The organism is Bacteroides hominis, assembly GCF_033042785.2.
GTDB classification, from domain to species: domain Bacteria; phylum Bacteroidota; class Bacteroidia; order Bacteroidales; family Bacteroidaceae; genus Bacteroides; species Bacteroides hominis.
Map to the genome: position 1 here is coordinate 1,641,342 of NZ_CP178829.1, position 23,392 is coordinate 1,664,733.

At 43.7% G+C, this 23,392-nt stretch carries 17 protein-coding genes and 2 pseudogenes; 13 read left to right on the top strand and 6 right to left on the bottom strand.

All coding sequences use genetic code 11. The annotated features are described in order from the left end of the window. Positions 1-16 precede the first annotated feature (16 nt). Both R3O62_RS06980 and R3O62_RS06985 read left to right on the top strand, forming a co-directional pair. A complete protein-coding gene (locus R3O62_RS06980) occupies positions 17-1,981 on the top strand; it encodes a RagB/SusD family nutrient uptake outer membrane protein (RefSeq protein ID WP_005810692.1) in 1,965 nt (654 codons plus the stop codon). A 108-nt stretch (positions 1,982-2,089) separates the two neighbouring features. Then, positions 2,090-3,550 (top strand): arylsulfatase, encoded by a 1,461-nt coding sequence (locus R3O62_RS06985; RefSeq protein ID WP_220575744.1) that lies wholly within the window; start codon positions 2,090-2,092, stop codon positions 3,548-3,550. Positions 3,551-3,668: 118 nt separating this feature from the next. Here R3O62_RS06985 and R3O62_RS06990 read toward each other — a convergent pair whose 3' ends face one another. Both R3O62_RS06990 and R3O62_RS06995 read right to left on the bottom strand, forming a co-directional pair. Beyond that, a complete protein-coding gene (locus R3O62_RS06990) occupies positions 3,669-4,295 on the bottom strand; it encodes a porin family protein (protein ID WP_005778814.1) in 627 nt (208 codons plus the stop codon). 17 nt (positions 4,296-4,312) lie between these two features. Next, positions 4,313-4,945: a DUF4136 domain-containing protein gene (locus R3O62_RS06995; RefSeq protein ID WP_005778812.1), complete on the bottom strand. Its 633-nt coding sequence runs from the start codon at positions 4,943-4,945 to the stop codon at positions 4,313-4,315. 177 nt (positions 4,946-5,122) lie between these two features. On the opposite strand from R3O62_RS06995, the gene R3O62_RS07000 reads away from it, so the two are divergent. Further along, positions 5,123-6,421 carry a S28 family serine protease gene (locus R3O62_RS07000; RefSeq protein ID WP_269095665.1) on the top strand — a complete coding sequence of 433 codons (1,299 nt, stop codon included), beginning with the start codon at positions 5,123-5,125 and terminating at the stop codon, positions 6,419-6,421. Positions 6,422-6,569: 148 nt separating this feature from the next. On the opposite strand, the gene R3O62_RS07005 is transcribed toward R3O62_RS07000, so the two are convergent. The 4 genes and pseudogenes from R3O62_RS07005 to R3O62_RS07020 all read right to left on the bottom strand — a co-directional run bounded on the left by R3O62_RS07005 (position 6,570) and on the right by R3O62_RS07020 (position 11,025). After that, positions 6,570-6,920: a MarR family winged helix-turn-helix transcriptional regulator gene (locus R3O62_RS07005; RefSeq protein WP_005778808.1), complete on the bottom strand. Its 351-nt coding sequence runs from the start codon at positions 6,918-6,920 to the stop codon at positions 6,570-6,572. Between the two features lie 9 nt (positions 6,921-6,929). Further along, positions 6,930-7,658: pseudogene (locus R3O62_RS07010) on the bottom strand (DsrE/DsrF/DrsH-like family protein); the annotation flags it as partial. Between the two features lie 80 nt (positions 7,659-7,738). Further along, positions 7,739-9,410 (bottom strand): annotated as a pseudogene (locus R3O62_RS07015) (FAD-dependent oxidoreductase); the annotation flags it as partial. Positions 9,411-9,615: 205 nt separating this feature from the next. Further along, entirely contained in the window at positions 9,616-11,025 is a 1,410-nt protein-coding gene (locus tag R3O62_RS07020; RefSeq protein ID WP_032531739.1) for an ACT domain-containing protein, read from the bottom strand. Between the two features lie 877 nt (positions 11,026-11,902). Here R3O62_RS07020 and R3O62_RS07025 point away from each other — a divergent pair. From R3O62_RS07025 to R3O62_RS07070, 10 genes are all read left to right on the top strand, one after another. Further along, entirely contained in the window at positions 11,903-13,252 is a 1,350-nt protein-coding gene (locus R3O62_RS07025; protein ID WP_005810686.1) for a sigma-54-dependent transcriptional regulator, read from the top strand. Between the two features lie 347 nt (positions 13,253-13,599). Continuing rightward, on the top strand, positions 13,600-13,680 hold the full coding sequence (kdpF, locus tag R3O62_RS07030) for a K(+)-transporting ATPase subunit F (RefSeq protein WP_080546244.1): 81 nt from the start codon (positions 13,600-13,602) through the stop codon (positions 13,678-13,680). 14 nt (positions 13,681-13,694) lie between these two features. Continuing rightward, positions 13,695-15,401 carry a potassium-transporting ATPase subunit KdpA gene (kdpA, locus tag R3O62_RS07035; protein ID WP_005823051.1) on the top strand — a complete coding sequence of 569 codons (1,707 nt, stop codon included), beginning with the start codon at positions 13,695-13,697 and terminating at the stop codon, positions 15,399-15,401. Between the two features lie 21 nt (positions 15,402-15,422). Then, positions 15,423-17,471 carry a potassium-transporting ATPase subunit KdpB gene (gene kdpB / locus R3O62_RS07040; protein WP_044302192.1) on the top strand — a complete coding sequence of 683 codons (2,049 nt, stop codon included), beginning with the start codon at positions 15,423-15,425 and terminating at the stop codon, positions 17,469-17,471. An 11-nt stretch (positions 17,472-17,482) separates the two neighbouring features. Then, the gene (locus tag R3O62_RS07045; protein WP_005778797.1) at positions 17,483-18,064 is read left to right on the top strand and encodes a K(+)-transporting ATPase subunit C; all 582 of its coding nucleotides are present in this window, start codon (positions 17,483-17,485) and stop codon (positions 18,062-18,064) included. A 2-nt stretch (positions 18,065-18,066) separates the two neighbouring features. Continuing rightward, a complete protein-coding gene (locus tag R3O62_RS07050) occupies positions 18,067-18,816 on the top strand; it encodes a hypothetical protein (protein ID WP_005823055.1) in 750 nt (249 codons plus the stop codon). 94 nt (positions 18,817-18,910) lie between these two features. Further along, entirely contained in the window at positions 18,911-20,038 is a 1,128-nt protein-coding gene (locus R3O62_RS07055; protein ID WP_005778793.1) for a sensor protein KdpD, read from the top strand. A 26-nt stretch (positions 20,039-20,064) separates the two neighbouring features. Continuing rightward, on the top strand, positions 20,065-21,504 hold the full coding sequence (locus R3O62_RS07060; RefSeq protein WP_005810680.1) for a sensor histidine kinase: 1,440 nt from the start codon (positions 20,065-20,067) through the stop codon (positions 21,502-21,504). Positions 21,505-21,667: 163 nt separating this feature from the next. Further along, on the top strand, positions 21,668-22,231 hold the full coding sequence (locus tag R3O62_RS07065) for an RNA polymerase sigma-70 factor (protein WP_022011483.1): 564 nt from the start codon (positions 21,668-21,670) through the stop codon (positions 22,229-22,231). A 53-nt stretch (positions 22,232-22,284) separates the two neighbouring features. Beyond that, a complete protein-coding gene (locus R3O62_RS07070) occupies positions 22,285-23,295 on the top strand; it encodes a FecR family protein (protein WP_005810675.1) in 1,011 nt (336 codons plus the stop codon). Positions 23,296-23,392 lie beyond the last annotated feature (97 nt).

Genomic DNA, 23,392 nt, shown 5'->3' on the forward strand with positions numbered 1-23,392 from the left:
AATCTGATACACGAATATGAAAAAGATATTATTGTTTTTAACCCTTTTCGCGGGGATGATGCTGTCGGGATGCAACGATAGTTTCCTGGAGAAATATCCTGTAACCAGCCTGACGGAAGAAAATGCCTTCAAATCTTATGACAATTTTAAGGCCTTTATGTGGCCATGTTATGAAATGTTTTCTAATACGAACATTGCTACTTCTACCACTGCAATCGGGCGTAATTCTCATTACTTGGGTGATGTGTATGCCGGATATCTGAATCAGCGCGGAGCCAGCAGCCAGAATAAATATGCGTTCCAAACGGTGACTAATGCTACATCAGGTAATGGATGGAATTTTTCCACCTTTATCCGCCGTATTAACCTGATGCTTTCACATGTGGATGCTTCTGATATGACGGAAGCTGAAAAGAATCACTGGAAAGCCGTCGGATATTTCTTTCATTCATTCTGGTATATGGAGCTTATCGATCGTTTCGGTGATGTGCCTTGGATTGATAAACCACTGGATGAAACCTCAGAAGAGGCTTATGGTACCCGTATGCCACGCTTTGAAGTAGCCGATAAAGTGCTGGAGCGTTTACAATGGGCTGAAGAGAATATCGGTGATGCATCGGTTTACGAGAAAAAAGACGGTTCGAATACCATCAATCGCGACTGTGTGCGTGCAGCTCTTTCACGTTTCACGCTGCGTGAAGCTACCTGGCGTAAATATCATGAACTGGGAAGTTATGATAAGTATTTCACTGAGTGTATCCGTGTATCCAAACTGTTGATGGCAGACTATCCGACATTATATTATGGAACTGACGGACAACCGGCAGCCGGATATGGTGAGATGTGGACCACAGAGGATCTGAGTAAGGTACAAGGCGTTATTCTGTATCAGCAGTGGCTGGAAACAATAAAACCGGGACACTCGTGCTATTATGAACATACTTCTTCGCACGACATAGAAATGCATCAGGGAACAGTGGACCTGTATTTGTGTAAAGATGGAAAAACTATTTCTCACTCAGATTTGTATAAGGGAGACAAAGATATTTATTCTACTTTCCGCAACCGTGACCCGCGTATGTATCATACCATCATGCCTCCTTATAAAGTGAAAGACGGTAAGGGAGATTATGCTACATGGTCTTATACCAGTGATCCCGCCGACCGTGAATATATCGACATCATGGGAGCGAATGAGTCGTGTAGCAATCCGGGTATCGGTATGAAACGTTTACCGGGACAGAACTGGAGTGCTTCATTGGTACGCCGCGTTCCGAATTTGCAGGGAGGCGCACAATATACGATTGAAGGAAAGAAATATGGACCACATGCTTATGTTGCTTGCCGTTCGGGATATTATGTATGGAAAAACTGGGATAACTGGGAAGAAAATTATAACAATGCCCAAGTGAACACTGCCGATAAACCTGTCTTTAAAATTGAAGAGGTTTTGCTGAACTATGCCGAGGCTATGTTTGAGACCAACCAGTTCACACAGACAATTGCTGACGAGACAATCAATAAATTGCGTAAACGTGCCGGTGTGGCCGATATGGTAGTGGCGCAGATTGATGCTAATTTTGATCCGAATCGTGGAAAATATTATCCGAAGGGAAATGATAATGGAATTCTCGTTGATCCGGTATTGTGGGAGATCCGTCGTGAACGTATTATTGAACTGATGGGAGAAGGATTCGGTTTCTACGATGTACGTCGTTGGAGAATGGCTCCTTGGTTTGTGAATATGCAGCAGAAAGGTATGTGGATTTCGAAGAGCGAACTCAGCTCACTGACACTGCTTAACGAAATGACCGGAACATCGGATGGGGCAAATGGATCTATGACCGAAGGTTATATCTATTTGTTCAACGATCCGTTGAAAGAAGGAAAAGGCTGGCTTGAAAAATATTATCTCTATCAAGTCCCGTTGGAAGAAATAGCGCTTAATCCTAATCTGACTCAAAACCCGGGCTGGGAATAGAAAGATCTTTATCCGTTCTTTTAAATTAAACAATGAGAGAAGAAGAGTGGCGAAACTGGCTTTAGTAGCGCCCTCTTCCTTCTGTTTTGAAAACTTTAAATACATATCATGAATCAGAAATTATTACTCGGAAGTGCATTGCTCGTAGGGATGGTTTCTACACAACAAACGTTGGCACAGAAAAAGAAAGCACAGGGGCAAACCCGCCCTAACGTTGTTTTTATACTGGCTGATGACCTGGGGTACGGAGATTTGGGTTGCTATGGGCAAGAGAAGTTCGAAACCCCTAATATCGACCGATTGGCACAGAATGGCATGCGTTTCACCCAATGTTACTCGGGAACAACGGTTAGTGCTCCCTCGCGTTCGTGCCTGATAACCGGAACCCATAGCGGGCACACAGCTATTCGCGGGAACAAAGAGCTTGCTCCGGAAGGACAATTCCCATTACCGGAAAACTCACAGACCATCTTTAATGATTTTCGTAATGCAGGTTATCGTACAGGTGCCTTTGGCAAATGGGGGCTTGGCTACATCGGTTCGGCGGGTGATCCTAACAAACAGGGAATCGATCAATTTTACGGATATAACTGCCAGTTGCTCGCCCATAGTTATTATCCCGACCATTTGTGGGATAATGATAAACGTGTCGATTTGCCGGATAACAATTTAAACGTGCAATACGGAAAGGGAACTTATTCGCAGGATCTGATTCATTCTAAAGCATTGGCTTTCCTGGATGAAGCAGCTAAGGATAAAGATAAACCGTTCTTTATGTGGTATCCTACTATTATCCCGCATGCCGAACTGATAGTACCGGAAGATAGTATTATCAAGAAGTTCAGGGGGAAATACCCGGAAAAACCCTATCGTGGAGCAGAGCCCGGCAGTCCCGGTTTTCGTAAAGGGGGATATTGTACCCAGTTCTATCCGCATGCTACTTTTGCTGCAATGGTTTACCGGTTGGATGTATACGTAGGGCAGATTGTACAGAAACTTAAAGATATGGGAGTATACGATAATACCATTATTATTTTCTCAAGTGATAATGGTCCTCACATGGAGGGCGGTGCCGATCCGGATTTCTTTAACAGTAATGGTATCTGGCGCGGATACAAACGTGATGTATATGAAGGTGGTATTCGTGTACCTATGATTATATCGTGGCCTGGACGTGTACAGCCAAATACGGAAACCGATTTCATGTGTTCATTCTGGGATTTGATGCCTACTTTCAGGGAAGTATTGGATCCGAAAGTGGATACTCGGAATATGGATGGTGTCAGCATACTTCCTTTGTTGCAAAACAGCAAAGGGCAGAAAGAGCACGAATATCTTTATTTTGAATTTCTTGAGATGAACGGACGCCAGGCTGTCCGCAAAGGCGATTGGAAACTCGTTCATATGAATATACGTGGAAACAAACCCTACTACGAATTGTATAATTTAGCTTCGGATCCGTCAGAGAAACACAACGTGCTGAACCTGTTCCCCAAGAAAGCGGATGAGCTGAAGACAATTATGAAAGAAGCTCATACAGAAGATCCTAATTGGCCTTTATTTCGATAAATAGTGATTGATAAAGTTGTCAAAATGAAAGGCAAGCATGTATTGCTTTAAAAGGAAGGGGCTGTTATGTGATATAACAGCCCCTTTATGTATATATAGTCAGGTACCTCTGCTCTTTTTAGAAAGCAAGACCTACCCTGAATCCGAAGTTGTTCAGTTTGTCTACATTGTAAGTCAACACGTTGGCTTTGTTGGTAGCATAGCTGTAATAAACAGCGATGTGCAGGCCCGGGCCATATGCCCAAGGGTAAACGTTCAGACCGAGTTCCGGTGATACGTAAAATCCCCAAGTATTGTCGCGGGTTTCGAACATATTGTAGTTAGAACGTACTTTCGCATAGTTGGCACCCAGTTTGACACCAAAGTAAGGCTGCCATGCTCCCCCACGATTCAACTGATAGCGTGCGGCGGCACCAAAAGGTAACTGGAAGATGGTATGCTGCTGGTCAGTATTCACGGTTCCTTCGCCCACAGGGAAAGTTGCGCGTGGGAAGTATTCGTGATTGCTGCTATAGTTCATAAAGAGACCCAGTCCGAGGTTAGGGGTTACAAAATAACCGCCTTCGAAGTTCATACCCCATCCACTGGCTTTATCGGCAAAGTGATTTTTCAATGGCACGTTGAACTGCCAGTCCACGTTAGCGTATCCATTATCTGATAACTGTGCCTTGGCCGGCATGGCAAAGGCCAGAGCAAGGGCCGCTATGGCCAGTACTCTAAGAGAAATATATTTCATTGTTTTCATAACGGTTCTTAATTAAATTATTTGTTAGTGAGATAAGGTGACTGTGCAAACGACTGATTGATTGCGCGAACAACCAGAGTCTGGTTCACTTTGCCGGAATAGCTTGCAGGACCGCTCAGGAAGCTGCTCCACAGAACCGGAAGTTTCTGATTATCACCTTCGGGGGCCTTCAGGTTCATGATTTCAGTCAGGAATGAGTTGGTTGTAATGCTATAGTTCACAACATACGGATAGTACCAACCGCCCCAGTTACCCCAGTAAGGTGCATCCCAATAGCCGGGATAGTTCCACCACCATTCGGGTTGTCCGTAGTCGGTAAAGTAATAAGTACTCTGAACGTAACTAATCTGCACGCCCAGATCGGCAGCATCTTTATTGTCAGTATAAGCAAAACCTTTGCTGTTCAGGTTATCTTTGTATGCATTGATAATGGCTGCTGCTGCTTCACCTTTCCAGTATTCCGGATCTTTTTTATCTCCTATTACGAGAACGCTGTCAGGGATGTAGTACGTGCTGAACTGTTTAAAGTCAGCTTTCTTGTCGTAGTTGGTATAAACCAAATAGTCATTGTCCAATTTGTCCATGTCAGGGTCTTTTTCGCAAGCTGCGAATGCAAAGACCGCCAATAAGATGGGAATTAATCTCTTCATATCTTTATAATGTTTAGGTTATTAAAAAAAATCTTGCCCTGGTACCTTAAGGCGTTTGCAGAAAATAACAAGACTCTTGTTAAAAGGTTCGCAAAGAATAATGTTAAAATGCAGTATGATTACTTGGAGCCTTTGGTGAAAGATCTATCTTTGTACAAAATTAAAACCGAAATAAATATGAAGAACCTACGCATCTGCCAGACATTTTCTCTTTGGCTCGTTTTGCTTGCTACATCTTTGTCTCTATCCGCCCAAACAACTTTATTGGATAAGTTGGGTAAGATTACCGAAATCACCAAGACCCAACCCTTGGAATCTACAGAGTTTGTTGAGAAATATGTGGCTTATTTCACCCAGCCGTTAGATCATCATCATCCAGAGAAGGGCTCTTTCAGTCAGCGTGTTATTGTTTCCCATGTCGGATTCGATCGTCCTACTGTGATGGTTACCGAAGGTTATGGCGCTTCTTATGCTTTGGGAATCAATTACCGGGAAGAGCTATCAAAACTATTTAATACCAATATGATATTTGTGGAGTATCGCTATTTCCTCGAATCGACTCCTACTCCTAAAGATTGGCAATATCTGACAGCCGAGAACTCTGCTGAAGATTTACATGCCGTGCGCGAGGCTTTCCGCTCCATCTATCCCGGTAAGTGGATTGCTACCGGCATCAGTAAGGGAGGACAGACAGCGATGCTTTATCGGACTTTCTTTCCCGAAGATGTGGATATCTCTGTTCCGTATGTGGCTCCACTCTGCTATGGAGTCGAAGACGGGCGTCACGAACCATTTTTAAAGATGGTATCTACTCCTGAGGCTCGTGAGAAAATTGAAAATTTTCAGTTGGAAGTGTTGAAGCGTAAACCTACTTTGCTACCTCGTTTTGAGAAGTATTGTGCCGGAAAGAAATATAAATTCCGCGTTCCTGTAGAAGAGATTTATGATTATTCAGTACTCGAATATTCGTTTTCTATCTGGCAATGGGGGACCCCGGTCGATCAGATTCCTGCAATTACGGCCTCGGATGACGAACTCTTTAAACATTTGCTTGCAATTAGCGAACCGTCTTATTTTGAGGAAGAGGGTGCCAATACTTCCTTCTTTGTCCAAGCTGCCCGCGAGTTGGGGTATTATGGGTATGATATCCGTCCATTCAAAAAATATCTTACCATTAAAACCAGTAAAGATTACTTGAAGCGTTTGATGCTTCCTGAAGAACTCGGCAATATGAAGTTTGATAAGACTCTGAGCCGGAAAATAATTCATTTCCTAAAGAAAAATGATCCGAGGATGATCTTTATCTATGGGCAGAATGATCCATGGACGGCAGCAGGTGTCACTTGGCTGAAAGGAAAAAAGAATATTCATGTCTTTGTGCAACCAGACGGAAGCCATTTGGCCCGTATCGGCACTTTACCTCAAAAAGAGAAAGAGGAGGCTATCGAGTTGATAAAAGAATGGTTGGAAGAGTGATTCCATTCTTACCCTTCTGTAAATGAATAGAAAAGTTACAGGGGCGTTTTCACCACAGATTACACAAGTTTATACAGATGAAAAACAACTGGATTATTGCCCATACAGATAATCAGTGTAATCTGTGGTGATCTCTGATGTTACAAACTTACATCAACGGTTTCAATATCTCCGGCACCTCTACTTTGTCCAGGTCCAGCTCGTCTAAACGCTTCTTTCCCGCTTCTGTCAGGCTGAAATACATTTGACGTTTGTCTACCTCACCCAATGCACGTCGGATGAGTCCTTTATCTTCTACCGCACGGATGACTTTCGAGGTATGCGACGGAGCCATTTCCGTTCGTTCGGATATGGCGGTCGATGTAATCTCTTTTCCGGCTTCGCGCAACGCACATAGCACCATTGCTTCGTTAAGCGATATTGCATACATCTCCTCAAATGCTGTTTCGAATACAGAGAGAGCTTTGTAGATATCGCGCATTTTACATATTGTATTCATACTTCTTTATTAAATAAACAAATTGATGTTAGCATTATCGGCACGCTCCATGTAAGTGGCTACTCCACCTACCGTAACTTCGTCGAGCAGTTCTTCACGTTTCACTCCCATGACATCCATCGACATCTGGCAGGCTATGAATTCCACACCGTTTTCCAATGCCTGTTGCCGCAGGGATTCCAGTGAGTCGATGCCCTTGCGGTGCATGATGTATCGCATCATCTTTCCGCCCATGCCTCCCATATTCATTTTCGACAGCTTCAGTTTCAGTGAACTCGATGGTAACATCATTCCGAACATCTTGCCGAAAGCGTCTTTCTCTACCTTGTGTTTATGAAGTTTCTTAATCACATTCAGTCCCCAGAAGGTAAAGAAGATAGTCACTTTCTGTCCGGTCGCAGCCGCACCGTTGGCCAGGATGAAAGTAGCAAGCGCCTTATCCAGATCGTCGCTGAACATAATCAACGTTTTTCCTTTGCTGTCACACGTTGTAGTGAGACTACAGGCTTTGGGCTCTCCTTTTTCAATAATTACTACCGACTTCCCGTCTGCACTCTCTTTTGAGATGAAATTATTTCCGGTCGAGTTGCACCATGCTGCGGCATCTCGTGAGAATCCCGGGTCTGTAGCTACAATTTCCACTCGTTCTCCCGGGGCGAGTGTATCCATTGTTTTCTTCATTTTCAAGATTGGGCCCGGACATTGTAATCCGCAGGCATCCACTCGGATGATTTTAGACATTGCAACGGGTGCAGCCTGCATCTTTTCAGCAGAGGCAGGCTGCTTTACCTGACTTTCTTGAGTAATAGACATGTTTTCCGTTGCTTCATCTTCGTGCAGGATGATAGGAGCAGTAGCTGCACGGTATGTTTTCAGTCCGCCGCAAAGATTATATACATCTTTGAAACCATGCTGAATCAGGATACGGTAAGCGAGATACCCTCTCAACCCTACGGCACAGAAAGTATAAACGGGTTTCTCAGAAGGTATTTCGTCCATACGGTCGCGTATTTCATCCAACGGGATATTGACCGCTCCCGGCAGCGAACCCAGTGCGAATTCATCCGGTGTACGCACGTCCAGCAAGAATACGTTTTTCAGTTCGATGTCTCTCAGGTCACGCCAGTATATGGGTTTCACTTTGCCAAGGATGATGTTTTCGGCTACATAACCGGCAATAGCCACAGGATCTTTTGCCGAAGAGAAAGGAGGGGCATATGCCTGTTCCACTTTCATCAGGTCATAGATCGTTCCCCCGTGCTTGATGACGAGTGAGAGTTCGTCGATTCGCTTGTCCACACCATCGTATCCCACAATTTGCCCGCCATACAACTTGCCTGTTTGAGGATCGAAAGTTATCTTGATACTCATCGGCATAGCGTTCGGATAGTATCCTGCATGTGAAGCCGGATGTGTTGTTGAAGAAGCGTATGAGATGCCCGCTTGTCTCAGCCGCTTGCCGGGAAGGCCGGTAGAGGCTACCGTCATGTCAAATACTTTTGCGATGGATGTACCGATGGCTCCTTCATAAGAGATTTTCGCTCCCAGCAGATTGTCGGCAACGATACGTCCCTGACGATTAGCTGGTCCGGCAAGATAGTTCAGCCAGGGTTTGCCCGTAATGGGATGGCGGAATTCAATGGCATCACCGATGGCATAAATTGATTCATCGGAAGTCTGCAAATTGTCGTTCACTGCGATGCCACCCGCTTCGCCGATTGTAAGCCCGGCAGCCCGTGCCAGTGTAGTTTCCGGACGTACACCGATGGAGAGGATCACAATATCCGCCGGAATAGACTGTCCGTTTTTGAAGATCACTTTCACCTCTTTGCCTGCTTGTTCGAACGAAGCCACAGCCTGTTCCAGATATAAGTTTACACCTTTCTCCATCAAATGTTGATGAACCAGTGCCGCCATTGAAAAGTCAATAGGTGCCATCACCTGGTTGCCCATCTCGACAATAGATACTTGTGCTCCTAATGCATGCAGGTTTTCTGCCATTTCCAGTCCGATGAATCCGGCTCCGATCACGACAGCCCGGCGGGGAGGCCGACTGTTGACGTATGCTTTAATGCGGTCGGTGTCTGCTACATTCCGCAAAGTAAAGATACCGCTTGAGTCAATGCCCGGTAATGGTGGGCGTACAGGAGATGCACCGGTGGATATTAACAGTTTGTCATAACTCTCCTCGTAAGTGTCTTCACTCTTAAGGCGGACGGTCACTGTCTTTTTTTTCCGATCTATAAAAATAACTTCATTTTCGGTACGTACATCCACTCTGAAACGTACTCCGAAAGCCTCAGGAGTCTGCACGAATAACTTCTCGCGGTCTTCAATAACGTCACCTATATAATAGGGTAGTCCGCAGTTGGCATAAGATATATATTTTCCTTTTTCCAGTAAGATGATTTCTGCTGTTTCATCCGAACGTCTGATGCGAGCCGCAGTAGTAGCTCCTCCCGCTACGCCTCCAATAATAATGATCTTCATTTGAATATGTTTTCGTTTTAAAATAGTTTCCTTTGGAAATAAACGTTTATAGGCTTCAAAAGGTTCATGGGATGTACAGGAAATTATCCGGCATCCGCTCTCTTATCTTACTGAGATATGGTTGATTTGAAAGACGGCTCTTTTATCCCGTTATTATCTGTGGACAGACATGAGGATATTCGTATTCTCAATATCCCTATATTAGTCAACTTTTCTTTAGAAGAAAAGATGGTTTGTCCGTGTTGTTCCACTTACTGCGGTTTAATGTCGGGGCACATGTATGAGAGACCATTGTAGCTGAAGGCTTAAACAAGGTATCGTTCAGTAGTTGCAATGCCTCTTTCTTATCTTCTGCTTTGATAACAAGAGAAACGTCGTTATTATTACTACCATAAGAAATCATCCGAATCGGGATGGCTGTCAGAGCGTTTAGGATTCGGGTCTCCAATCCGGTATATTGCCATTGTATGTTTCCAATGACCGACAGGATGCACATACGGTCCTTTACTACCGTAGTTGCGTATCGCGAAAGCTCATGCAGGATATTTGGTAGATGTTCTTTATCGTTGATGGCGACGGATACATCCGAGCCGGACGAAGTAAAAAGGCACAGGGGAGTGTGGTATTTTGCAAAAACATCGAATATCTTGCTGATGAACAAGTAGGGACGCAATGTCCGGTTCGACTGGAATCTGATGTAACAAATACCGTCTCTGGCAGTAATGGTTTTTATACTTTCTCCGCTCTGTATGTGTGAAATCAGAGTACCCTTTTCCGTGGGATCCATTGAACAGAACAGGCGTATCGGTATATTGTTTTCTCTTGCCGGGAAAATGCAGCAGGGATCGAATCCCGTTCCTCCGCAATGGGCGAATCGTTCGGCTTCGTCGAAACTGAGTTGTGTAACCATAGCCGGATGTTTCACGAAATGCGGATCACAACTGTGTATGCCATTACCACCTATCCATAGCCGTATTTCTTCGGCCCGTAGGGCAGCTCCGATTAATGTGGCAGAAGCATCGTCTCCACCCGGCTTGAGAAAACAGGTTTCGCCATAAGCATTCCGGCAGAGGTGTCCTTGGGTAAGAAACACGTTGATGTGTTTGTTGTCTTCCATGGATGTGTGCAGTTTTTTATTGATGTATTCCAAGTCAGGTTCTCCTTCCGGAGTCAATCGCATAAAGTCAAGACTGTTAAGCAATAGATTATTGATTCCCCGTTCTTTCAAATAAAGGCTTGACAGCATGCTGCTTATGAATTCTCCTTGCGACAATATGTCTTTTTCATCGACCGATGTAAAACGTTGCCGGGTAAAGTTCCATAAGGTACGGAAGCGGTCGATGATGGAGTCAACAGCTTGTTGTTTGATCGACTCGTCGTTGAATAGTTCGTTAGCGAAATCAATGAATCTGAATTCCAGTTTGCTTATTTCGTCATGCGCCCGTTCTGTATCTCTGCTGAAAAGATGTGCTGCTATTTTCGTTAGATGCTCCGTAGTTTCTGTAGGGGCAGATAGAACGATTATTTTGGGTGTACTGTCGTTGACCAGTTGGAGCATTTCCTGCATTCCCCGGATTGAACCAGTGGGAATATTACCGAATTTGTAGATCTTCATTTTTTTGTTTTTGAGTTATACGATATATTTTCTTTGTTCGTTACCCCTTTCCATTTTAGGTTGTTTTTATCAAAATGGGAGGGAATATAAGTACCTGTTCCGGCTGTATCTTGCCCATTGAAAGCGCTGCTGTACTATTTGTAAGGCAGATTAGACGAATTTTCAGGGACTATGTCATGAATGAAAGATCAAAGTATATGCCATTGAAGGCACGGCTCTTTCATTTAATAACCGCCTTCCTCCCTTGTCCCCCCCCCACAAAACCTTCCATTCGCACACAGCGATGCGGAAGCAGCGCTTCGTTGTTTCTTTTTTAAGAAAGAATCCGGCCGGCTATTACCGGAGAAGTGTAGTAGATTAACCATTGTCATACAACTCTTTATCCCGGCCCGCATACCCGGGCTGATGAGCCCGCATACCTGGGCCGGTGAGCCCGCATGCCCGGGCCGATGAGCCCGCATGCCCGGGCTGAGATAAAGATCCGACCATTTGCACTAAAGAGAGTAAGTGAAATGAAATGCTTTTAGAGAGATTAACGGATAAGAAATTGGATATATCCATTTGTTTTCCAAACCTTTACTGCTGAAATATCCCCTAAAACAGCGGGTGGAAGATGGAAGATAGGGGTGGAAGATAAATGGCATAAAAACCGCATCTTCCACCAATCTATACATCTCACAATCAACTATATGCACTCTAAAAGGTGGAAGATGGAAGATCGAAACGCGTTTTTTGTATGAGAGGAAGACGGTTGTTAAATGAAAGAGCCGTGCATTGAAGGTTGTTTTTTTCCACAGTCCGATCATTTGCATTGTAGTAGAAAACCATTATATTTGCACACCCTGTTTTTTACCGTTCACATTTTAACTTATCAGACATGAGTAAAATTCTGATTATAGATGACGAAGTTCAGATTCGTGGTCTGCTGGCCCGTATGATGGAACTTGAAGGTTATGAAGTGTGCCAGGCCGGCGATTGCAAGGCAGCGCTCAGACAATTGGAACTTCAAATGCCCGACGTGGCTTTGTGTGACGTATTTCTTCCGGATGGAAACGGGGTAGACCTGGTGACGGAAATAAAGAAAAAAGCACCCGGAGTAGAAATCATCCTGCTGACGGCTCATGGTAACATACCCGACGGTGTGCAGGCCATTAAGAACGGAGCTTTCGATTACATTACAAAAGGAGATGATAATAATAAGATCATTCCTCTCATTAGTCGTGCTGTAGAGAAAGTGCGAATGAATATCCGTTTGGATAAGCTTGAGAAAAAAGTCGGACTGATGTATTCGTTTGACACTATACTTGGCGAATCGAAGGCACTGAAAGAAGCGGTGTCACTGGCACGTAAAGTATCAGTGACTGATGTCCCTGTGTTGCTGACAGGTGAAACAGGGACCGGAAAGGAGGTCTTTGCCCAGTCGATACATTATAACAGCAAGCGGTCGCAGCAGAATTTTGTAGCGGTCAATTGCTCTTCATTCAGTAAAGAGTTGCTGGAGAGTGAAATGTTTGGGCATAAGGCGGGTTCGTTTACCGGTGCGTTGAAAGATAAGAAGGGGCTTTTTGAGGAAGCCAACAATGGAACAATCTTTTTGGATGAGATTGGTGAGATGGCTTTTGAATTGCAGGCCAAACTATTGCGCATCCTCGAAACCGGTGAATATATCAAGATAGGAGATACGAAGCCTACCCGCATCAATGTACGCATCATTGCTGCTACGAATCGGGATTTACCTGCTGAGATAGCAGCCGGACGCTTCCGTGAGGACTTGTTCTATCGCCTTTCTGTATTTCAGGTACATCTTCCGCCTTTGCGTGAACGTACGGGGGATATTAAGATTCTGGCTGAATCGTTTGTCCGTTCTTTCTCGGAGAAGCTTTCACATCCGGTGGGTACTATTACGCCTGCTTATCTTGAGGCTTTATGTCAACAACCGTGGAAAGGCAATATCCGCGAATTGCGTAATGCCATCGAACGAAGTCTGATTGTCTGTGAGGGTGATTGTCTGGATGTAGACGACCTTCCGCTTGAAATACAGAACAGCCATTATGAAAAGTCTGATGAAGGAATGCCGGGCAGCTTTGAACTTTCAGCCATGGAACGCAGGCATATTGCCAGGGTATTGGAGCATACCAAAGGGAATAAGACTGAAGCGGCACGTTTGCTGAAAATCGGATTAACTACCTTATATCGGAAAATAGAAGAATATAAACTTGGCAGTTGAGCGGACAGGAATATACTTGCTTGCCCGGGTTTATGCTTTTCTCCCTTTCAAAATAAAACATACCTTTTCAAAATGATAGGGTATCCTTGCACTGACGAGGATACCCTATTTGTTTTATCTGTCTGTATGTTAGTTGATTATGCTAACTCTCTTCATTTTTGGCACACATTTGGCATTAATTGTTTCAGGTAAAACAGAAATATAAACATTCTAATTAAAAGGTAAAGAACATGGGAATAACAGTTTCATTTATTTTCTGCCTGTTGAGCGGCATCGTCTGCTTCTGGCTGTTTTGGAAATGTGTCGATTGGTTTGAAACAATTTAAAGAGAGAGGAGAATTAAGTTTATGTACACAACACTATTTGTAATAAGTATTACACTTTTCGGCTATTTGGCGTATGTGCTCATTCGGCCTGAGAAGTTTTAATTGGAAGTAAAGCAATGAATACAGAAATTTTAGGAGTGGCGGTGCAAATCGTCCTAATGGTGGTCTTAGCTTATCCGTTGGGACGTTACATAGCCCGGGTTTATAAGGGAGAGAAGACTTGGTCGGACTTTATGGCTCCTGTAGAGCGAGTGATTTATAAGATATGCGGTATAAATCCGCAAGAGGAGATGAACTGGAAACAGTTTCTCAAAGCCTTGTTGATTTTGAATGCCTTCTGGTTTGTATGGGGAATGGTACTGCTGGTATCACAAGGTTGGCTGCCACTCAATCCCGATGGTAACGGACCTCAGACACCCGATCAAGCATTCAATACCTGCATCAGTTTCATGGTAAACTGCAATTTGCAACATTATAGTGGTGAGAGCGGATTGACTTATTTTACCCAGCTGTTCGTTATTATGCTGTTCCAATTTATCACTGCTGCTACAGGGATGGCCGCTATGGCCGGTATCATGAAAAGTATGGCTGCCAAATCCACCAGAACAATAGGTAACTTCTGGCATTTCCTGGTAATAAGCTGTACACGTATTTTATTACCTCTTTCGTTGATTGTCGGTTTCGTCCTGATTTTGCAGGGAACACCGATGGGATTTGATGGTAAGATGAAGGTGACTACCCTGGAGGGACAGGAGCAGATGGTATCGCAAGGACCTGCGGCTGCAATTATCCCTATTAAACAACTGGGAACCAATGGTGGCGGTTACTTCGGGGTTAATTCTTCACATCCGCTGGAGAACCCTACTTATCTGACTAATATGGTTGAATGCTGGTCAATCTTGATCATTCCGATGGCAATGGCGTTGGCTTTGGGCTTCTATACCAATCGCAGAAAGTTGGGATATAGCATCTTTGGAGTGATGCTGTTTGCTTATCTGGCCGGAGTTTTCATTAATGTTCAGCAGGAAATGGGAGGTAATCCACGTATCGATGAGATGGGAGTTGCTCAGGATCATGGTGCGATGGAAGGCAAGGAGGTAAGGCTTGGGGCCGGAGCCACAGCATTGTGGAGTGTTACTACAACGGTTACCTCTAACGGATCAGTCAATGGCATGCACGATTCGACTATGCCGCTCAGTGGAATGGTCGAAATGCTGAATATGCAGATTAACACTTGGTTTGGTGGTGTCGGTGTCGGATGGATGAATTATTATACTTTCATTATTATGGCCGTGTTTATCAGTGGCTTGATGGTGGGACGTACACCTGAGTTTCTGGGAAAGAAGGTAGAAGCCCGGGAGATGAAGATTGCAACTCTCGTTGCTTTGCTCCATCCGTTTGTTATCCTTGTGTTTACTGCCATTTCAAGTTACGTTTATACACATCATCCCGATTTTGTAGAGAGTGAAGGAGGCTGGTTGAATAACCTCGGTTTCCACGGGCTCAGCGAACAACTCTATGAATATACCTCTTCGGCAGCCAACAATGGTTCCGGTTTTGAGGGGTTGGGTGATAATACTTACTTTTGGAACTGGACATGTGGGATTGTGCTTATCCTGAGCCGTTTTATTCCAATTATCGGTCAGGTAGCCATTGCGGGACTTTTGGCACAGAAAAAGTTTATTCCCGAAAGTGCCGGTACATTGAAAACGGATACTGCGACTTTTGCCATGATGACTTTCGCTGTTATCTTTATCGTTGCAGCCTTGTCTTTCTTCCCTGTGCATGCATTAAGTACGATTGCCGAACATTTAAGTTTATAAGAATAGCAGGATAATATAGTTATGAAAAATAAAATGTCAGCTTCTATGTTTCAAAAGGAGCAAGTAATGGAAAGTATCAAGCAATCGTTTGTGAAGTTAAATCCGCGAATGATGGTAAAGAATCCGATCATGTTTACAGTAGAGATAGTTACCCTTATTATGTTGGTGGTGACGGTGTTCTCTCTGTTCACTTCGGAGTATGGTGCTTTCGGATATAATTTGTGTGTATTCCTGATTTTGTTTATCACTTTGTTGTTTGCCAACTTTGCCGAAGCGATAGCCGAAGCCCGTGGCAAAGCACAAGCGGATAGCCTGCGTAAGACGCGTGAGGAAACTCCTGCCAGACTGGTGATGGGTGACAAGATTCAGACGGTGAGCAGTTCAATGCTGAAAAAGGGAGATGTTTTTGTGTGTGAGGCAGGCGATACGATTCCTGCCGATGGAGAGATTATCGAAGGATTGGCTTCGATTGATGAAAGTGCCATTACCGGTGAATCTGCTCCTGTGATTCGTGAAGCAGGTGGAGATAAGAGTTCGGTGACCGGTGGAACTAAAGTGCTTTCGGATCACATCAAGGTATTGGTGACACAACAGCCCGGTGAAAGTTTTCTCGACAAAATGATTGCTTTGGTAGAAGGTGCCAGCCGACAAAAGACACCGAACGAGATAGCTTTGACCATTCTGTTGGCCGGTTTTACACTTGTGTTTGTCATCGTTTGCGTCACTCTGATTCCGTTTGCTGATTATACCAGTCTTGAGCATCCTGGAACGGCCATCTCGATCGCAGCTATTCTTTCTCTGTTTGTCTGTTTGATTCCGACTACTATCGGGGGACTGCTTTCTGCAATCGGTATTGCCGGTATGGATCGTGCACTGCGTGCCAATGTGATTACGAAATCGGGTAAGGCTGTTGAGACGGCAGGTGACATTGATACTCTGCTGTTAGATAAAACGGGTACCATTACGATTGGTAATCGTAGAGCGACAAAATTCCATTCGGCACCGGGAGTCGGTCCGCGTGAGTTTATTACGACCTGTCTGCTGGCTTCCCTCTCGGATGAAACGCCTGAAGGTAAGTCCATCGTAGAGTTAGGACGTGAATCGGGGGTACGCATGCGGAGTCTTAATACGACCGGTGCACGCATGATTCAGTTCACTGCCGAAACCAAATGTTCGGGGGTTGATTTGTCCGATGGTACACAAATCCGTAAAGGGGCTTTCGATGCAATCCGTAAAATAACGGAGGCTGCAGGAAATAAATTTCCGAAAGAAATAGAAGAAGTGATAGCTGAAATTTCGGGTAATGGCGGTACACCGCTGGTAGTGTGTGTCGACCAGAAGGTAACAGGGGTTATTGAGTTGCAGGATATCATCAAACCGGGAATTCAAGAGCGTTTTGAGCGCTTGAGAAAGATGGGAGTGAAAACGGTGATGGTGACCGGTGACAATCCCCTGACCGCTAAATATATTGCAGAGAAGGCAGGAGTAGATGATTTCATCGCCGAGGCGAAACCCGAAGATAAGATGGAATATATCCGTAAGGAACAACAGTCAGGTAAGTTGGTGGCTATGATGGGCGACGGAACGAATGATGCTCCTGCGCTGGCACAGGCTAATGTCGGTGTGGCAATGAACAGTGGTACCCAGGCGGCCAAGGAAGCCGGTAATATGGTCGACCTTGATAACGATCCGACGAAGTTGATAGAGATTGTGGAAATCGGAAAGCAACTGCTGATGACTCGCGGTACGTTAACAACTTTCTCTATTGCAAACGATGTGGCCAAATACTTTGCTATTGTGCCTGCCCTGTTTATGGTGGCTATTCCAGAACTCGGTGCACTTAATGTCATGAATCTGCACAGTCCGGAAAGTGCGATCCTTTCGGCTGTTATCTTCAATGCTATTATTATTCCGATCTTAATTCCATTGGCTTTGAAAGGAGTACAGTATAAACCGATCGGAGCATCGGCACTACTTCGTCGTAACCTGCTGATTTATGGGTTAGGAGGGGTGATAGTTCCTTTTGTCGGAATCAAGTTAATCGATTTGGTAGTCAGTTTATTCTTCTAAATATTCAAACAATGAAAACATTATTAAAATCTATCAAGATAACGCTTGTGTTTTGTGTATTCTTCTCAGTGTTCTATATTCTCGTGTTATGGTTGTTTGCTCGGGTAGCCGGTCCCAATCAGGGTAATGCGGAGGTGGTGACATTGAACGGTAAAGTGGTCGGCGCCGCCAATGTCGGACAAAAATTTACGGAGGATATTTACTTTTGGGGACGCCCTTCATGTGCAGGTGACGGTTATGATGCAACCAGTTCATCTGGTAGTAATAAAGGGCCTACCAATCCGGAATATCTGGCAGAAGTGAAATCCCGTATCGACACTTTTCTGGTTCACCATCCATACTTGTCCCGTAAAGATGTGCCTGCCGAAATGGTGACGGCCAGTGGTTCGGGACTGGACCCCGATATCACTCCTCAGAGTGCTTATGTGCAGGTAAAAAGGGTCGCTCAAGCACGAGGAATGGATGTAGAGGAAGTCAGAAGGATTGTAGATAAGGCAGTGGAAAAACCATTGTTAGGGGTATTCGGAACCGAGAAAGTAAATGTATTAAAATTGAATATAGCTCTTGAAGAGACAAAAGTAAACAGGAAATGAATATGAGAAATATTATAAATAAAAACACGATTTTAACATCACTGGCACTTGTGGCTATGTGTTTTTGGGGAGGCATAAATGCAAATGCTCAACAGTTCAATGTTCAGGGCGATCTGGTAAGCTCTTACATTTGGCGTGGAATGTATCAGACAGGGGTCAGTATTCAGCCGACTCTGGGTTTCAGTGCCGGAGGCTTTTCGCTGACGGCATGGGGATCTACAGATTTTGACGGGACTTCCGCTTCGGCCGGAGCTGCTGCCAAAGAGATAGATTTGACTGCTGCCTATACTTTAGGTAATTCCGGATTGACTTTTTCAGTTGCAGATTTATGGTGGGCAGGACAGGGAGCGCGTAAATACTTTAATTTTAAAAGTCATGAAACCGCTCACCATTTTGAAGCAGGACTTACTTATGCCGTCCAGTCTGAAAAGTTCCCTTTATCTATAGCATGGTATACCATGTTTGCCGGACAAGATAAGAATGCGGAAGGCAAACAGAATTACTCGTCTTATGTCGAGTTTAATTATCCTTTCTGTGTAAAGATGGTAGATCTGAACGCAACTTGCGGTATTGTCCCTTATGCGGCTCCTCAGTACAATTGTGATGGATTTGCTGTGACCAATGTTGCTTTGAAAGGAACTACCCGGATCAGATTCAATGATACGTTTGCTTTGCCTATATTTGCACAGGCTGTTTGGAATCCTCGTATGGAAGATGCACATTTGGTGTTTGGTATCACTTTAAAACCGTGAAATCAGATATAACTTAAAAACTCATGAAGTTGTTAGCCGGCCCGTAGCAGTAGTGATACTGTTACGGGTTATGCAGTATAAAAAATGAATAAATATGGATAGAGAAGAGAGTGTACAGCATTTCCTCGATTTGATAAAGAGATCACGTCGTGGTAAGTTCAAGGTTTACATCGGTATGATTGCCGGTGTAGGCAAGTCTTACCGGATGCTTCAGGAAGCACATGATTTGATTGATAGTGGAGTAGATGTCCGGATAGGATATATTGAGACACACGGGCGTGCCGGAACGGAGGCCGTATTGGAAGGCTTGCCGGTTATTCCGCGTAGGAAACTGTTTTATAAAGGGAAAGAGCTTGAGGAGATGGACTTGGAGGCGATTATCCGTATTCATCCCGAAATTGTGATAGTGGACGAGCTGGCACATACTAATGTGGAAGGAAGTCTAAATGAGAAACGTTGGCAGGATGTGATGACATTGCTCGATGAAGGCATTAATGTGATTTCGGCAGTCAATATCCAGCACATTGAGAGTGTAAACGAAGAAGTGCAGGATATAGCAGGCATTGAAGTTCGGGAACGTATCCCCGATAGCGTACTTCAAGAGGCTGACGAGGTCGTGAATATTGACCTCACAGCCGAAGAACTGATTACCAGGCTTAAAGCGGGGAAGATATATAAAGCGGAGAAGATTCAGACCGCACTCAATAACTTTTTTAAGACTGAAAACATTTTGCAACTCCGTGAATTGGCCTTGAAAGAGGTCGCATTGCGAGTAGAGAAGAAAGTGGAAAATGAAGTTGTGATGAGCATTGGCCTTGGGGTTCGTCATGAAAAATTTATGGCTTGCATCAGTAGTCAGGAAAAGGCTCCCCGGCGTATTATACGGAAAGCAGCCCGTTTGGCTACCCGGTACAACACCTCGTTTGTAGCACTCTATGTACAGACTCCCAAAGAGAGCATGGAGCGTATCGATCTGGCCAGTCAGCGTCATTTGCTGAATCATTTTAAACTGGTGACTGAGTTGGGGGGAGAAGTGGTTCAGGTGCAGTCGAGAGATGTATTGCAGAGCATTGTACAGGTTTGCAAAGAAAAACAAATATCCACTGTTTGTATGGGATCCCCTTTCCTCCGATTGCCCGGCGCTGTGTGCGGAATATTGAAATATCGCAGATTTTTAAATAATCTGGCACAAGCGAACGTAGATTTGATTATACTTGCATAAAAAATGATTTAGTCTCATTATCGATTATGAATATAAAAACCAAATTACTTTTCGGCATTGGAATATTGGCCGGAATGATCATTTTACTGGTAACACTTTCAGTGGTTAATCTTCAGATTTTGACGGCTACGGAACCCGACAGTCCGGTTGCTATGCCTGCTCTGGAACGTGCTCTTTTATGGATTTCCATAACGGGTGGTATTTGTATCTTGACGGGGTTGGTTCTGCTTATTTGGCTACCCCGCTCCATTAATAGACCGGTAAAGGAACTGACTCGTGGAATTCTGGAAATAGCCAATCATAATTATGAAAAGAGATTGGATATGAAGGGGTATGAAGAATTCAGGGAGGTTTCCGATAGTTTTAATCGTATGGCAGAGAAACTGACAGAATATCGTGACAGTACGTTAGCTGATATTCTTTCTGCAAAAAAATTTCTTGAGGCTGTAGTCAATAGTATCCATGAACCGATTATCGGGCTGAATACCGAACGGGAAATTCTTTTTATTAATAATGAAGCACTGAATGTGCTCAATATGAAGCGTGAGAATGTGATTAGACACTCGGCTGAGGAACTTTCTTTGAAGAATGATCTGCTGCGCAGACTGATACGTGAACTGGTGACTCCCGGCGAAAAGAATGAACCCTTGAAAATCTATGCGGATAATAAAGAAAGTTATTTCCAGGCTTCTTATATCCCGATTGAGAATGCAGAGGCAGAAAAAGGAGAAGCCCGTAATTTGGGAGACGTCATTTTGCTGAAAAATATCACAGAATTTAAGGAACTCGATTCGGCAAAAACAACCTTCATTTCCACTATTTCTCACGAACTGAAGACCCCCATTTCTGCCATTATGATGAGCCTTCAGCTATTGGAGGACAAGAGGGTAGGAGTTCTGAATGGAGAACAAGAACAGCTGTCAAAGAATATAAAGGATAACAGCCAACGTTTGCTTGATATTACCGGAGAATTACTGAATATGACTCAGGTGGAAGCCGGTAAACTTCAGATGATGCCGAAAATTACAAAACCTATCGAACTGATTGAATATGCCATTAAGGCCAATCAGGTACAGGCCGATAAATTCAATATACAGATAGAAGTGGAGTACCCTGAAGAGAAGATACCTAAGTTATTTGTGGATAGTGAAAAGATAGCTTGGGTGCTTACTAATCTTTTGAGCAATGCAATCCGCTATTCTAAAGAGAATGGACGGGTGGTGATTGGTGCACGGCGTGAAGAAGAGTATATCGAACTCTATGTCCAGGACTTTGGGAAGGGTATTGATCCGCGATATCACCAAAGTATTTTTGATCGTTATTTCCGTGTGCCGGGCACCAAGGTGCAGGGGAGTGGTTTAGGATTGTCTATCTCAAAAGACTTTGTAGAAGCACATGGAGGTACGTTGACCGTGCAGAGCGAATTGGGTAAGGGGAGCTGCTTCGTGATGAGACTGAAGGCTTGATGATGATTGTAAATGACAGAGGTGAACTTGTGGCTCTGTAGGGCATTTTCCGGAAAAAACAACTTATAACATCTTTATATTAAGCTTTTTTTGTTATTTTTGTCAGCGTATTGATATATAATCTGATACTTGTCTAAGTTAATCTTTTAAGCGAGGTATAATAATGCATTCTGAAATCGCAGATGAAAAATTGCTGGTCGTCCAATTCTCACAAGGAAACCATATAGCGTTTAAGACATTGTTTGTGCGTTATTATCCAAAGGTGCGCTCTTTTATTATGGGATTGGTTAAATCAGAGAGTGAAACGGAAGATTTGGCACAAGAGGTTTTTCTTAAGCTGTGGACCCATCGGGAACGATTTCGTGAAGTGGAAGTCTTTGGTACTTATCTGTATGTTTTGACTAAAAATACAACTTTCAATTATTTGCGTTCCAGGCAGAATCGTCAGGATGATCAAAGGGCTGATTCAGTGGAAGAGTCTACGGATACTACACCTTACGAAGAGTTAGTTGCCAAAGATTTGCAATTATTGATTGATATGGTGGTAGAGAACATGCCTCCTCAACGGCAAACGATTTTCCGGTTAAACCGGGAGGCTGGGCTTACCAATGCAGAAATAGCGGAAAAGTTGCAGATAAGTAAAAAAACAGTTGAGAACCATCTTAACCTGGCATTGAAAGAACTGAAAAATGCTTTGTTACTCTTTATTTTTCTCTATTTATGTTAATACGGTTAGGGATAAACTCGGATTTATACGTCCTATTATAAATTACTAATAGAATGAGTTATTTAAAAAATATAATCACTTACTTTTTCCATCATCCGGCATCGGAAGAGGTGGCGGGGAGAGTGTATAAACGATTAACCGACACAAACAGCAAGCAAGAGAAAGAGGAGGCTTTGTCTGGTATTTGGGAACAGATCGGTTTCCCGGAAGGGGATGAACACGAAACATTAAGAGCGTTTGAGAAGCTGGAACAACAGATTGGAGGAAGCTCTGTGAAGTTGGAAGCGGACTCTCCGCGTTTCCGTATTCCCCGGTGGACTTGGGTTGCTGCATCTATCATCATCCCTCTATTGCTTTTATTCGGTTCTGCTTATTTATATACAGAAACTCTTACTATCAAGAATGAACTCAGTAATGTGACCTTCATCCAATACTATGTTAATAATGGGAAGAGGGAACAAATTATCTTACCCGATCAATCGAAAGTTTGGCTCAATTCCGGTTCTCTGTTGGTTTATCCATCTTCGTTCATTGGAGATGAACGTGAAGTTTATCTGGCCGGTGAAGGTTATTTCTCAGTAACGAAAAATAAAGAATGTCCTTTCATTGTGAAAACGAACTCTATTTCAATCAGTGTACTTGGTACGGAGTTCAATATAAATGCTTATCCTAATATCGATAAGGTCGTGACAACTTTGGAAGAAGGATCCATTCGTATGTTGCTGAATCGTTCCAATTCATCCTATTTACTGGAGCCTGATGATCAAATCGTTTATATCCCGTCTACTGGACATATAGAGCGAAAACGGGTAAAAGCTTCTGATTATTCTGACTGGAGAGATGGAGGTTTGTATTTTAGTAGTAGTCCGTTTAAAGAAGTGATGCAGACCTTAGAACGCGCCTATTCGGTTCAGGTACATTTACAGACTTCTATTTATCAATCCAATAATCTGACTATTCATTTTTATCCTAATGAGTCGATAGAAAATGTAATGATGCTGATCAAAGAAATGATTCCGGGACTTGAATATCAGATAGAGGGGAAAGATATTTATATCGAATAAGATTTTAAATATTAGCTTTTGTTAACTTTTTGTCGTTGGGTGTAGTTAAATAACAGACTGTCCTATTGTAAAAGTCGCCAAAGGACGGCTATTGTTT

Coding starts and splice junctions, on each gene's coding strand:
- R3O62_RS06980 (WP_005810692.1), top strand. CDS start 17: ATGAAAAAGATATTATTGTTTTTAACCCTTTTCGCGGGGATGATGCTG.
- R3O62_RS06985 (WP_220575744.1), top strand. CDS start 2,090: ATGAATCAGAAATTATTACTCGGAAGTGCATTGCTCGTAGGGATGGTT.
- R3O62_RS06990 (WP_005778814.1), bottom strand. CDS start 4,295: ATGAAAACAATGAAATATATTTCTCTTAGAGTACTGGCCATAGCGGCC.
- R3O62_RS06995 (WP_005778812.1), bottom strand. CDS start 4,945: ATGAAGAGATTAATTCCCATCTTATTGGCGGTCTTTGCATTCGCAGCT.
- R3O62_RS07000 (WP_269095665.1), top strand. CDS start 5,123: ATGAAGAACCTACGCATCTGCCAGACATTTTCTCTTTGGCTCGTTTTG.
- R3O62_RS07005 (WP_005778808.1), bottom strand. CDS start 6,920: ATGAATACAATATGTAAAATGCGCGATATCTACAAAGCTCTCTCTGTA.
- R3O62_RS07020 (WP_032531739.1), bottom strand. CDS start 11,025: ATGAAGATCTACAAATTCGGTAATATTCCCACTGGTTCAATCCGGGGA.
- R3O62_RS07025 (WP_005810686.1), top strand. CDS start 11,903: ATGAGTAAAATTCTGATTATAGATGACGAAGTTCAGATTCGTGGTCTG.
- kdpF (WP_080546244.1), top strand. CDS start 13,600: ATGTACACAACACTATTTGTAATAAGTATTACACTTTTCGGCTATTTG.
- kdpA (WP_005823051.1), top strand. CDS start 13,695: ATGAATACAGAAATTTTAGGAGTGGCGGTGCAAATCGTCCTAATGGTG.
- kdpB (WP_044302192.1), top strand. CDS start 15,423: ATGAAAAATAAAATGTCAGCTTCTATGTTTCAAAAGGAGCAAGTAATG.
- R3O62_RS07045 (WP_005778797.1), top strand. CDS start 17,483: ATGAAAACATTATTAAAATCTATCAAGATAACGCTTGTGTTTTGTGTA.
- R3O62_RS07050 (WP_005823055.1), top strand. CDS start 18,067: ATGAGAAATATTATAAATAAAAACACGATTTTAACATCACTGGCACTT.
- R3O62_RS07055 (WP_005778793.1), top strand. CDS start 18,911: ATGGATAGAGAAGAGAGTGTACAGCATTTCCTCGATTTGATAAAGAGA.
- R3O62_RS07060 (WP_005810680.1), top strand. CDS start 20,065: ATGAATATAAAAACCAAATTACTTTTCGGCATTGGAATATTGGCCGGA.
- R3O62_RS07065 (WP_022011483.1), top strand. CDS start 21,668: ATGCATTCTGAAATCGCAGATGAAAAATTGCTGGTCGTCCAATTCTCA.
- R3O62_RS07070 (WP_005810675.1), top strand. CDS start 22,285: ATGAGTTATTTAAAAAATATAATCACTTACTTTTTCCATCATCCGGCA.